The organism is Sphingomonas sp. PP-CE-3A-406 (assembly GCF_003688625.1).
Lineage (GTDB): Bacteria > Pseudomonadota > Alphaproteobacteria > Sphingomonadales > Sphingomonadaceae > Sphingomonas.
This window is the reverse complement of the sequence record NZ_RCWY01000004.1, coordinates 141,236-152,148: the sequence shown is the minus strand read 5'-3', so window position 1 is coordinate 152,148 and position 10,913 is coordinate 141,236. Positions and strand designations below refer to the sequence as shown.

Below are 10,913 nucleotides of genomic sequence, written 5' to 3'. Positions count from 1 at the left end.
GCGCCGCGATCGAGAATGTCGTGATTCTGACGGCATCTCCGCTGCGCGTGTGGTCGGTCCTCACGGACTTCGCCGCGCATTCGCAATGGAAGCCGTTCACCCAACTCGCGGGTGAAGCGGTCGAGGGTGGCGAGGCAACGTACAGCTTCCTCATCGGAGGGCTTGGGAAGCCTGTAACGACGGCGGCCGACATCACCCGTGTCGAAAAGCCGGTCGCGTTCGCCTGGACCGCGGGGGTGGCGAAGCTTCTGCAGTTCGAAGAAATTTATGAGCTGGAGCGCGATCCTGTCGGCACCCGCTTGCGACATAGCTTGTGCTTTCACGGCTTCCTTAGCGGGATGTGGACAGCGCTGCTGCGCCGGAAACTACAGGCCGGACTCGTGCAGTCCGATCTGTGTCTGGACCGCCAATTGCGGCGGTTGGCAGTGCAACCCGGTGTGAAGCCGCGTCCTGCGTCGCCACGTCATGGCGGTCGGAAAACCCGGGGGCACAGATGATACCCTTTCGAACCGGATTTGGCCGTGCCGGTGTCTGTCTCGCGCTGGCGCTCGCCGCCTGTTCCGAGCAACCCCAGAAGGGGCCGCCAACCGAGCAGGAAATTCACGCCGGCGACAGCGGCGTGGCGAGTGGGGCGCCTGGCCGCCATCTCTACCGATGCGACGACGATCAGACGCTCATCGTTGATTACAAGGATCAGGGCCTCACGGTCGAGTTCCGGCGCGACGCGCGCGCGGCGCCGACCGTCCTGACCGCGCCGATGCAGGGCCTCCAATATGTCGGCGACGTGGAAAGCGCCACCTTCGCCGGCAATCAGATCAAGATCGAGGCACCGGGCAAGCGCCCGATCCTCTGCACGAAGGAAAACGCGTCATGATGGCAACGCTCTATGGCTGGGAGCGCTGACGATGGCAGCGCTCAAGTTCTCCCTGATCCCTATGGTGGCGATCATTATCGGCGCGCTCATTGCGGGTTGGCGCACGCCTGGCGAGAAGCTGGTAGCGGCGATGCAGCATCTCGCGGCTGGCGTGGTGTTCGCCGCGGCAGCGACCGAGATCCTGCCGCTGGTGATGCACGGCGGATCGCCAACCGCGACGCTAATCGGCGGCGCGATCGGTGTCGCGGTGATGCTCGGCCTCAAGGCGGCGGAAAGCCGATTTGAAGGCCCCGTGGCGCTGCTCGCCGCGATCGGGCTTGATCTGGCGATCGATGGCCTGGTCCTCGGCCTCGCTTTCATTGCCGGCGAGAAGGCGGGCACCCTGCTGGCGGTCGCATTGACGCTCGAAGTGCTGTTCCTGGCCCTGACGCTGACCAACGACCTGACGTCCCGGTATCGCAAGATTAAGGCGATCAGCCTGACTTGCGCACTGGCACTGCTGATGCCGGTCGGCGCGCTCGTCGCGCAACCGGTGGCGCTCCTGTCACCGGCGTGGATCACCGGTTTCCTGAGCTTCGGCCTCATGGCGCTGCTCTACCTCGTCACCGAAGAGCTGCTGGTCGAGGCGCACGAGAAGCCGGACTCACCACTCATCAGCGCCATGTTTTTCGTCGGCTTCCTCGCGCTGCTGCTGATCGAAGAGATCGCGATGTGACCGGCCTTATCGTGGGCGTCGTCCATAGGCGCTGCAACAAACCCCGTCAGGAGAAGAGAATGTCGATCGTCACGGCGCGGTGCGCGCTTCTGGCCGCCATGGTTGCCCTGTCCGCATGTTCCGGCGGCAAACCAGCAGGGCAGTTCGCATCGAACGAAGCGGGTGCGACCGATGCCATCCACGGATCGAACGCTGCCCACGGACAGGCCGGGATGGCGATGCAGTCGACCGGCGATCCCGATGCCGACTTCCTGCGCGGGATGATCCCGCATTATCAAGGTACGGTGAAAATGGCGCGCGCCGAGATAGCCAACGGAACTGATCCGAAGATCCGTGCGATGGCGCAGGAGGTGATCCGGACGCAGCAAGCCGAAATCCAGACAATGCAGACATGGCTCGCCGAGCGGCAGGCCGCGAAGAAGGAAGCCCGATAATGGCCCACGACCACGGCGAAGCCGGACATAGCCACGACCATACGGCCGGTGCCAACGCGAAGATGCTCAGATGGGCGCTAGCGCTTACCGCGACCTATTTGGTTGCGGAAGTGGTCGGCGCCTTTGTGTTCAACAGTCTCGCGCTGCTGTCCGACGCGGCGCACATGATGACCGATGTCGCCGGTCTCGTTATCGCGTTGATGGCGATCCATCTTGGCAAGAAGGCTGCCGACGACAAGCGGACGTTCGGTTACAAGCGATTGGAGATCCTCGCCGCGACCTTCAACGCGATGCTGCTGTTCGTCGTCGCCATGTATATCCTCTACGAAGCGATCCAGCGCTTCCGCGAGCCGCAAGCGATCCAGTCGACCGGCATGTTGATCGTCGCGGTCATCGGCCTGATCGTAAACTTCGCCTCGATGCGGCTGCTGACCGCTGGCAAGGACGAGAGTTTCAACGTCAAGGGGGCGTATTTGGAGGTCTGGGCCGACATGATCGGCTCGGTCGGCGTGATCCTGGGCGCGCTTGCGATCCGGTTTACGGGCTGGACCTGGGTCGATCCTATCATCGCCGTCGGCATCGGGCTTTGGGTGCTGCCGCGAACCTGGGTGCTACTCAAGGGCACGATCAACGTGTTGTTGGAAGGCGTGCCTGGCGGGCTGAAGCTGCCGGAAATCCGGTCTGCGATCGCCGCCATTCCGGGTGTTGCTGGCGTTCACGACCTGCACGTCTGGTCGATGGCTACCGACGAGATCAACTGCACCGCGCACGTGACGCTCGGCGAGGGTGTTGATCCCGATGGCGTCAGGGTTGCGGTCACGACGACGCTCGATGAAAGGTTCGGGATCGAACATTCGACGATCCAGACCGAAGCGCCTTCGCAAGCGTGCGAGGACGATCAACACCTTCACCGCTAGTCAGCGAGACGATTAGAAGTCACAACCGGCGGATGCTCTATGTCGTCATCAAGGCACTGATCTCCGGTGCGATCATCGCGGCCGTGTCGGAAATCGCCAAGCGAAGTCCCGGCATCGGCGCGTTGGTTGCATCGTTGCCGCTCGTCTCGGTGCTGGGCATGATATGGTTGTGGCGCGACACGCAAGATCGGGCTTTGATGGCCTCACACGCCGGCGCGACGTTCTGGTTCGTGTTACCGTCGCTGCCGATGTTTCTGCTGATCCCGGCGTTGCTTGATCGCCATGTGCCGTTTTGGCTGTCGCTTAGCGCAGGATGCCTGCTGACAATGCTGCTTTATCTTGGGCTAGTTTTTATCGCGCCGCGCCTCGGTGTGCGCCTCTAACGTCATTGTCGCCGCATGCCGGTTTGCGGGACGATCCGCCCCGCATCTTTGTTACTTCATGGTCGGCACGGCGTGTGATCGACACCGTCGACGCGATCCTGGACGACGGACGTACATCCAAACGCAGCTGCTTGTTGAGCATAAGGCCAAGAACAAAAATGGATTTAATTCAGATATCTGTTAATCTGGATATATGGAAAATGACTCGGCAATTTCAGCACTAGGTGCGCTCGCACAAGGAACGCGGCTCGACGTGTTTCGCCTGTTGGTGCGGCACGAACCGGATGGCCTAGCGGCGGGCGAAATCGCCCGCCAGCTCGACGTGCCGCAAAACACCATGTCAGCACACCTCGGTATTCTGGCCCGCGGCGGACTGGTGCGATCCGAACGACATAGCCGCTCGATCATCTATCGTGCCGATCTGGACGGCCTGCGCGCGCTGACGCTGTTCCTCGTCAAGGATTGCTGCGCCGGGAATGCGGAGCTGTGCGCCCCGCTGATCGCCGAACTCACCCCCTGCTGCTGAAAGGACGCGCCATGGCCGTCGATATTGTCATCTATCACAACCCCGAATGCGGCACGTCGCGCAACACGCTCGGCCTGATCCGCAATGCCGGCATTGAGCCGCATGTCGTAGAGTACCTTAAAACCCCGCCCTCGCGCGCGCTGCTGGTCGAGCTGATCGACCGCGCCAGCATGAGGCCTCGCGATCTGCTGCGCGAGAAGGGGACACCCTATGCGGAGTTGGGCCTAAGCGACACGTCACTGTCCAACGATGCGTTGGTGGACGCGATGATGGCGCATCCGGACCTCATCAACCGACCGCTGGTCGTTTCGCCGCTCGGCGTGAAGCTCTGCCGGCCGTCCGAAGCCGTGCTTGATCTGCTGCCGGACGATCAGCTCGGCGCGTTCGCGAAGGAAGACGGACAACAGGTGGTCGATGCCTCGGGTCAGCGCGTCGCCTGATGCTTCTTGCCGGCCTGATCTTCGTTACCACGATTGCGCTCGTCATCTGGCAACCCAAAGGCCTCGGGATCGGGTGGAGCGCGATGGGCGGAGCCGTCGTGGCGCTGCTCGCGGGCGTCGTCACGTTGTCCGACGTCCCCGTCGTTTGGGGCATCGTCTGGAACGCGACAGCCGCGTTCGTCGCTATCATCGTCATAAGCCTGCTGCTCGATGAAGCCGGTTTCTTCGAATGGGCGGCGCTGCACGTCGCCCGCTGGGGCAGGGGACATGGTCGCCGGCTGTTCGTCCTGATCGTGCTGCTCGGCGCGGCGGTGTCCGCGCTGTTCGCCAACGATGGCGCGGCGCTGATCCTGACGCCGATCGTCATCGCCATGCTGCGGGCACTAGGTTTCAAGGACAAGGCGACGCTCGCGTTCGTCATGGCGGCCGGGTTCATTGCCGACACGGCCAGCCTGCCGCTGGTCGTGTCGAATCTCGTCAACATCGTGTCGGCCGACTTCTTCAAAATCGGGTTCGGCACATATGCGTCCGTGATGGTGCCGGTCGATCTGGTGTCGATCGTCGCCACGCTCGGCGCGCTGCTGCTGTTCTTCCGGCGCGACTTACCGGAAGACTATGACGTGGGCGCGCTGCGTGCGCCCCGCGAAGCGATCCGCGACGTCGCGACTTTCCGCGCCGGATGGATCGTGTTGGCGTTGTTGCTCGCAGGGTTCTTCCTGCTCGAACCCCTCGGCGTGCCGGTCAGCGCCGTCGCCGCTGCCGGCGCGATCCTCCTGCTGGTGATCGCGGGGCGGGGCCATGTGATCCAGACCGGCAAGGTGCTGCGCGGCGCGCCGTGGCAGGTCGTGATCTTCTCTCTCGGCATGTACCTGGTCGTCTACGGCTTGCGGAACGCGGGCCTGACCGACCATCTGGCCGCGCTGCTCGATCGCACCGCTCAGGGAGGCGTGTGGGGCGCCGCGTTCGGAACCGGCGTGATCGCGGCCGTCCTGTCGTCGGTGATGAACAACATGCCGACCGTGCTGGTGGGCGCACTGTCGATCGACGCGGCTCATACCACGGGCGCGGTGAAGGAAGCGATGATCTATGCCAACGTCATCGGCTGCGATCTCGGTCCCAAGCTCACGCCGATCGGCTCGCTCGCGACGCTGTTATGGCTTCACGTCCTCGGCCAGAAAGGCGTGCGGATCGGGTGGGGCTATTACTTCCGGGTCGGCGTGACGCTCACCGTGCCGGTGCTGCTGGTCACGCTTGCCGCCTTGGCATTGAGGATCACGATCGGATGACAGCCCTGATCTACATCGGCGCGGCGCTTGCCGAGATCGGCGGGTGCTTTGCCTTCTGGGCATGGCTTCGCATGGGAAAGTCGCCCTTGTGGCTTGCTCCCGGCGTCATCTCACTGATCCTGTTCGCATGGCTCCTGACCCGCGTGGACAGCGATGCCGCAGGACGGGCGTATGCCGCTTACGGCGGCATTTACATCTGCGCATCGCTTGCCTGGCTCTGGACTGTCGAGGGCGTGCGGCCCGATCGCTGGGATGTCGGCGGAGCGGCGCTCTGTCTGATCGGCACCTGCATCATCCTCTTGGGACCACGAACTGCCTGATGCCTGTACGAACACTCTCCGACCCCGACCATCTGCCCGCGCTTGATCGGCGCTACGCGATCGATCGGCCTGCTCTTGGCTTCGGCGCTGGTGATCCACCGCCACGGATTCTTCTTCTCTACGGTTCCTTGCGCGAGCGGTCATTCTCGCGGCTGTGTGTCGAGGAAGCGTCTCGACTGCTGCAATTCTTCGGATGCGAAACGCGCATTTACGATCCCTCGGCGTTGCCGTTGCCCGATCAGGTCACCGGCGACGACCATCCGGCCGTCCACGAGCTGCGTGAACTGTCGCTGTGGTCGGAAGGTCAGGTGTGGTGCAGCCCCGAACGGCACGGCCAGATTACCGGCATCATGAAGCTGCAAATCGATCATCTGCCGCTGTCGATGGGCGGGATGCGCCCGACGCAGGGGCGCACGCTGGCGGTCATGCAGGTGTCGGCGGGATCGCAGTCGTTCAACAGCGTCAACACGCTGCGGGTGCTGGGCCGCTGGATGCGGATGGTCACGATCCCGAACCAGTCGAGCGTCGCCAAGGCGTTCAACGAGTTCGACGATGCCGGGCGTATGAAGCCGTCCAGCTACTATGACCGGATTGTCGACGTAATGGAGGAACTGGTGCGGTTCACGGTGCTGCTGCGCCCTCATGCGGTCCAGCTCGTCGATCGCTACTCGGAACGGAAGGAAGCTGGCGTGCCGATCGACACGGCGACGGATCTGTCGAGCATTGCGACCGCCCGCCAAGGATAGCCTGACAGATTTTAGCGCTAGTCGACGTGAATGCTGACGACGCTCGGCGAGCAGCCACTTGGTGGTCCCTGCGCTGGCGGGCCTCCGGGGGAGGGCTGCGGCGGTTGACGGGCTCAGTGCCGCGCATGGGCGCGGGGCCATAGGTGTGCCACGTGGCACACCTCACGGGAGGATCGTAACCCGTCAGGGCTGAGACGCCGGCACGGTGGCTCGGTTGGCAGAAATGTGCCGATAAAGCCGGCTCCGGCAGAGTCGTGCCGCAAACCCCTTGGATCGGGCCCAGATCGCTTCTGCGTCCCAGCCGGCCAAGAAATCGCCTTGGATTGGACTTCCGAACGGCATCGCCGGAAAGGCTTGCCAGTGTGCTTTCATGCGGGACGGCCAGGATGTCCCGGGATTGATCCGCACGACGAAGTAGCTGGCTACGGCCGCGGCACCACAGACACGCGTGCGCCGCTCCAGATCGCTACCAATATGTACGAGCTGCGGTGCCTCGAACGGCTTGGGCACCAACGGCTGATTGATGATGCCTGCGTTCCACAGACGGGCATGATGCGCGCTGATGTTGCGCACGAACGCCAGCGTCTTGATCCAGCTCACCAGCGTGTTGGGAAGAAGGCCGTAGCGTTTAGCGATGGCGGCACGATCGTTGGCATGCGCCATCTTGAGCAACCAGGACAAGGTGCCAAAATCCCATGCCTCGACTGCCGTCCAGATCGGCACGACCAAGCCGCGCGGCTTGAGAAGCGCGAACTGATCGGCGAAACTAAAGACAGGGCGTCGTACAGGGCGCAAGCATCCGGCCCAGATACGGAGAAGGCCGCCCCTTGATGCCAGCGGCAACAGAGGGGACGGCCATGTTGCGTCCGATATAGGCGGCGGTGCATGAGGGTTCAAATAAGATTCGAAAGCCGGTCAGGGAGGCAGTTATGCAGCTTCCCCCGGGAATGTCCGCACTCCTTCAACTCAACGTTGCCGGAACCGCCTTGAACATCGCGCCCCGAAGATGCGCTGCTGATCGGCCATTTGGTCGCATTGATGAACGTGCGGCGTATCGCCAGAGAGGCGTGACCGAGGAGAGTGTGTGCCACGTGGCACACCTGCAACGTCTGCTGGGTGCCATTCGGCGGCGATTGTGGGAAAGTGCTTTGATACCGACGTCGATCAAGCGACCTGCTGTAGCGAGAAAGGCCACAGGCGTTATCTTGAGATGATGATTTAACCTAACCGCGGGAGGGTATGATATGGCGACCGATGCGATCATTAAGCTCGGCAATCGCAAGGTAACAAGGCGCAAGACCCGCTTCGGAAGCGTGACGGTGACTGCACCCGCGCCTTCCAAGGCGGTGGTCCAGCACAACGTGAAGGTCAGCACGCAAGCGCTCGAGCGGGTAACGGGACGTTTGGCAAAAGCCGGTGTCCGACTTTACGCCAAGAAGGACGTGCCGCTCTATTCGCTCGACAGCGACAATCCCGACGTGATGATCCGCAAGCTCAACGGTAAGGTCGAGCGAGGCAGCTTCGTCAATGGTGCCTTCAAGGCGGTGGGTTGACACCGGCGATCAAAGCGATCCACCAAGTTCGCGAGACCTAAAAGAAGCACAAAGGCCCTCGCGATCAGTCTCGCCGGACCCTTGGGCCGTAAGGCAGGTATCGAGCTTGTTCTTCTCCGCTGCCCCTATATAATAAATTGAACCTGCGGTCGCTTATCGGGCGTGTCCGTTTCCCGAGAGGGTACTAACAGGCCGGGGCTGCCCGAAACGGGCGGCCCTTGGTTTATCTGCTCTCAAGGAGTGCCACTCAGCGGCTGCTAATTCCCGGCGCTTGATGATTGCATTTCCGCAACTCTAGCCGCAGCAACTCGCCGCGCCCCCGGTCAGCCGCGCTTCCTGAATGGGCGGGCATGGGACGTCGGCGAACGAGCAGTAGACGCAGCAATCACCAGCGTTCGGCCGGAGCACCGCGGCACAACCCTTGCAATCGTAGAAAAATTGGCACGCATTGGTCGGCATCGTCTCGGTTTCGACGTGTCCGCACTTCGGACAGGTAATCGTCGATCTTGGTTCGATCGCCGTCGCGTAAGCCCCCCGGCTCATCGGGTCGCAATCCGTGCGGGATAGCCGACCTTGGTCGCGGCCGCCGCGATCCCTGCAGGCGTCGCGCGCGCCGGGTCGTAATTCACTGTCGCGACCTTGGTCGAGAAGTCCACGGTAACGTGGCTGACGCCGGGTACGCGTCCCATCGCCGCCTTCACCGCGATCGGGCAGGTCGGGCATGTGAGATTGCTGACCGCAAACATGGCGCTGCGTTCAGGGGCGGCGACGGCCGCTGAGGGCAGGCAGAACGCAGCGAGCGTGAGCACGAGATGTCGATTCATTGAGATTCCTAGTAGAAGAAGGGTGCCCACCAACGGGTGGTAAGCGCGAGAATGACCAGCACGGCACCAAGCCAGAGCACTGTCCGGGTGAGCGTCCGGCGACGGGTGCTGGCGCAGGCCCCTTCGGCGCATCTGGTTGGCGGCGCATGAAAGGAGTGCCACAGACCGACTGCGATCAGCCCCAACGTCACGACCGCGAACAGCGGGGTGTAGGGCTCGAGCACAGCAAGATTGCCGATCCACGCACCGCTGACGCCGATCAGGACGAGAATGAGAGGAAGCAGGCAGCAGGACGACGCAAGCAGCGCGCCTGCGATGCCGCCTGCGGCGAGCCAGCCGGCACGGCGATCACCGGGGCTGCCGGGTACTGAAGGTCGATCCATTCTAGGTTCCGATTCTCGTATGAAGAGATTATAGGGTCTGTAGTAACTACAGGTTCAAGAGGTATTTCGATGGCGGTTGCAGGACGGTCCAGGAAGCGCGGGGACGTTGCCCGGCGGTTCAGATGCAACATCGAGACGGTGCGTCATTACGAGAAAATCGGCCTGCTCAACGCGCCGGATCGAACAGAGTCTGGGCACCGCCTCTATTCGGCCGACGACGAGGCGCAACTCGCGTTTATACTACGCGGTCGTCAACTCGGCTTCTCGATTGACGAACTGCGAGGGCTTCTCAGTCTAGGCGGATCTGGATCCGAGGCCTGCGGCGAAGCCAATGCGCTCACTCAGCGTCACCTAGCCGACGTGCGCGCCAAGCTGCGCGACCTGGCGCGATTGGAGAAGACGTTGGTCGCGATCTCTGCGCGGTGTGAGCACGGCGGGGGCGGTTTGGGCTGCCCTATCCTTGAGGCGTTACAGGCCGGACCGGAGGGTCAATGACCTGTTCTGATAATGCCAAGCCGTGCCTTACGCCCGCCCGGCCAGGGCAGCCCGCATCAGCCTAGCGATCGTCACCAGCGAAGGCGGCAACCAATCCGAGATCCGGGGCGCCGGCACGGAGCGGCGTAAAGCGCAGGCCCCGACTGCTAATTGATTATTCCGACCGCGCGTTCGTTTGGCATTATCGCCAGGCCGGCAAGCGTGTGACTTATTCTCGACGAGGCGTCTCTACAGGTTCGGAGATGCATTCTTGCGGGGTCTGCCGCCCTTCATCACCTGGGACGCGATCGGTTTGGTAAGATCGACGCCCTTTTCAATTATAAGGCGGCCGTTGAGCGCACCAACGCCGCGAACCATCTGAAAACGACCCGTTTTCGGGTCACGAACCGAAGTGCTGGTTGAGGTAAGCTGCGCCTTTGCCATAGCTCGAATATCCCTTCTCGCTCCCGCGGAAGATAGGTGTGCCACGTGGCACACCTCCTCTACCCCAATTTCAATTTATCGGCACCGGCGCGGCAGACACGCTTTTTTCCTTACAGCATCTAGATACGCCATACCTGCGGCGGCTTAGTGGACCTGTCCGCTTCCCCAGTGGTACTCGCAGATCTGAGCTATCGTCTGGGCTGTAGCGATCCCTCAACAATCTTTGCGCGACGTCGCACATCCGCGCGGGCGGCAACGTTGTGCTGACGGAGCCGCCGTCGTGATCGGTCGTCAAAAGCACGAATCGGGAAGCTCATACGCGAGATGCAACTCAAGGATGGTCAGGCGAAAGGCCGCGAGTTCGTGCTTTCGACGACCATTCGTGACTGACCAGCATCGCGAATAAGGCTATATCGCGCCGCCAGAACGAGCACGTATGTCAGCGCCCCTCTATCCTTTACGCACGCGATCTTGGCTTCTTGATCGAGCAGTGCGCGACACGACGGACTTATTTAGCGGCGCGATCAGCCGGCCTTGAACGTAACCGCCAAAAGGCGCCAAATGGCAGTCACGGGCAGAAGCAGCGGTCTGACA

At 62.5% G+C, this 10,913-nt stretch carries 18 protein-coding genes; 13 read left to right on the top strand and 5 right to left on the bottom strand.

Annotated features, from left to right (window positions below; all coding sequences use genetic code 11):
• From C8J44_RS18050 to arsH, 11 genes are all read left to right on the top strand, one after another.
• Nucleotides 1–497 (top strand): SRPBCC family protein (locus C8J44_RS18050; RefSeq protein ID WP_147453231.1); only part of this gene is annotated, 497 nt, incomplete at its 5' end.
• A complete protein-coding gene (locus C8J44_RS18045) occupies nt 494–874 on the top strand; it encodes a hypothetical protein (protein WP_121905643.1) in 381 nt (126 codons plus the stop codon). The genes C8J44_RS18050 and C8J44_RS18045, both read left to right, overlap by 4 nt.
• Nucleotides 875–905: 31 nt before the next feature.
• Nucleotides 906–1,589, top strand: a complete 684-nt coding sequence (locus C8J44_RS18040) for a ZIP family metal transporter (RefSeq protein WP_121905642.1) — start codon at nt 906–908, stop codon at nt 1,587–1,589.
• Nucleotides 1,586–2,023 carry a DUF305 domain-containing protein gene (locus tag C8J44_RS18035; protein WP_259466945.1) on the top strand — a complete coding sequence of 146 codons (438 nt, stop codon included), beginning with the start codon at nt 1,586–1,588 and terminating at the stop codon, nt 2,021–2,023. The genes C8J44_RS18040 and C8J44_RS18035 overlap by 4 nt, the downstream gene beginning before the upstream one ends.
• A complete protein-coding gene (locus C8J44_RS18030) occupies nt 2,023–2,940 on the top strand; it encodes a cation diffusion facilitator family transporter (RefSeq protein WP_121905640.1) in 918 nt (305 codons plus the stop codon). Before C8J44_RS18035 ends, C8J44_RS18030 begins: the two co-directional genes overlap by 1 nt.
• A 32-nt stretch (nt 2,941–2,972) precedes the next feature.
• On the top strand, nt 2,973–3,323 hold the full coding sequence (locus tag C8J44_RS18025) for a DUF3147 family protein (protein WP_121905639.1): 351 nt from the start codon (nt 2,973–2,975) through the stop codon (nt 3,321–3,323).
• Nucleotides 3,324–3,516: 193 nt separating this feature from the next.
• Nucleotides 3,517–3,849, top strand: coding sequence for a helix-turn-helix transcriptional regulator (locus C8J44_RS18020; RefSeq protein ID WP_121905638.1), 333 nt, complete (start codon nt 3,517–3,519; stop codon nt 3,847–3,849).
• An 11-nt stretch (nt 3,850–3,860) separates the two neighbouring features.
• Entirely contained in the window at nt 3,861–4,289 is a 429-nt protein-coding gene (arsC, locus tag C8J44_RS18015; RefSeq protein WP_121905637.1) for an arsenate reductase (glutaredoxin), read from the top strand.
• Nucleotides 4,289–5,575 (top strand): arsenic transporter, encoded by a 1,287-nt coding sequence (locus tag C8J44_RS18010; RefSeq protein WP_121905636.1) that lies wholly within the window; start codon nt 4,289–4,291, stop codon nt 5,573–5,575. The genes arsC and C8J44_RS18010 overlap by 1 nt, the downstream gene beginning before the upstream one ends.
• The gene (locus tag C8J44_RS18005; protein ID WP_121905635.1) at nt 5,572–5,895 is read left to right on the top strand and encodes a YnfA family protein; all 324 of its coding nucleotides are present in this window, start codon (nt 5,572–5,574) and stop codon (nt 5,893–5,895) included. Before C8J44_RS18010 ends, C8J44_RS18005 begins: the two co-directional genes overlap by 4 nt.
• Nucleotides 5,895–6,641, top strand: coding sequence for an arsenical resistance protein ArsH (gene arsH / locus C8J44_RS18000; RefSeq protein ID WP_121905634.1), 747 nt, complete (start codon nt 5,895–5,897; stop codon nt 6,639–6,641). The genes C8J44_RS18005 and arsH overlap by 1 nt, the downstream gene beginning before the upstream one ends.
• A gap of 183 nt (nt 6,642–6,824) precedes the next feature.
• On the opposite strand, the gene C8J44_RS17995 is transcribed toward arsH, so the two are convergent.
• Complete coding sequence (locus tag C8J44_RS17995; RefSeq protein ID WP_259466947.1) at nt 6,825–7,364, bottom strand: Abi family protein; 540 nt, start codon at nt 7,362–7,364, stop codon at nt 6,825–6,827.
• Nucleotides 7,365–7,885: 521 nt separating this feature from the next.
• On the opposite strand from C8J44_RS17995, the gene C8J44_RS17990 reads away from it, so the two are divergent.
• Nucleotides 7,886–8,194 carry a hypothetical protein gene (locus C8J44_RS17990; protein WP_121905632.1) on the top strand — a complete coding sequence of 103 codons (309 nt, stop codon included), beginning with the start codon at nt 7,886–7,888 and terminating at the stop codon, nt 8,192–8,194.
• 294 nt (nt 8,195–8,488) lie between these two features.
• Here C8J44_RS17990 and C8J44_RS18885 read toward each other — a convergent pair whose 3' ends face one another.
• Genes C8J44_RS18885 through C8J44_RS17975 form a run of 3 tightly spaced genes read right to left on the bottom strand, consistent with a single transcriptional unit; the run spans nt 8,489 to nt 9,401 of the window.
• Nucleotides 8,489–8,737: a GDCCVxC domain-containing (seleno)protein gene (locus C8J44_RS18885; RefSeq protein ID WP_310886175.1), complete on the bottom strand. Its 249-nt coding sequence runs from the start codon at nt 8,735–8,737 to the stop codon at nt 8,489–8,491.
• The gene (locus C8J44_RS17980; RefSeq protein ID WP_121905631.1) at nt 8,734–9,018 is read right to left on the bottom strand and encodes a cation transporter; all 285 of its coding nucleotides are present in this window, start codon (nt 9,016–9,018) and stop codon (nt 8,734–8,736) included. Before C8J44_RS17980 ends, C8J44_RS18885 begins: the two co-directional genes overlap by 4 nt.
• A gap of 8 nt (nt 9,019–9,026) precedes the next feature.
• Complete coding sequence (locus C8J44_RS17975) at nt 9,027–9,401, bottom strand: mercuric transporter MerT family protein (protein ID WP_121905630.1); 375 nt, start codon at nt 9,399–9,401, stop codon at nt 9,027–9,029.
• Nucleotides 9,402–9,470: 69 nt separating this feature from the next.
• Here C8J44_RS17975 and C8J44_RS17970 point away from each other — a divergent pair, with 69 nt between their 5' ends.
• Entirely contained in the window at nt 9,471–9,896 is a 426-nt protein-coding gene (locus C8J44_RS17970) for a MerR family DNA-binding protein (protein ID WP_259466944.1), read from the top strand.
• Between the two features lie 228 nt (nt 9,897–10,124).
• On the opposite strand, the gene C8J44_RS18350 is transcribed toward C8J44_RS17970, so the two are convergent.
• Complete coding sequence (locus C8J44_RS18350) at nt 10,125–10,319, bottom strand: hypothetical protein (RefSeq protein WP_147453230.1); 195 nt, start codon at nt 10,317–10,319, stop codon at nt 10,125–10,127.
• Between the last annotated feature and the right edge of the window lie 594 nt (nt 10,320–10,913).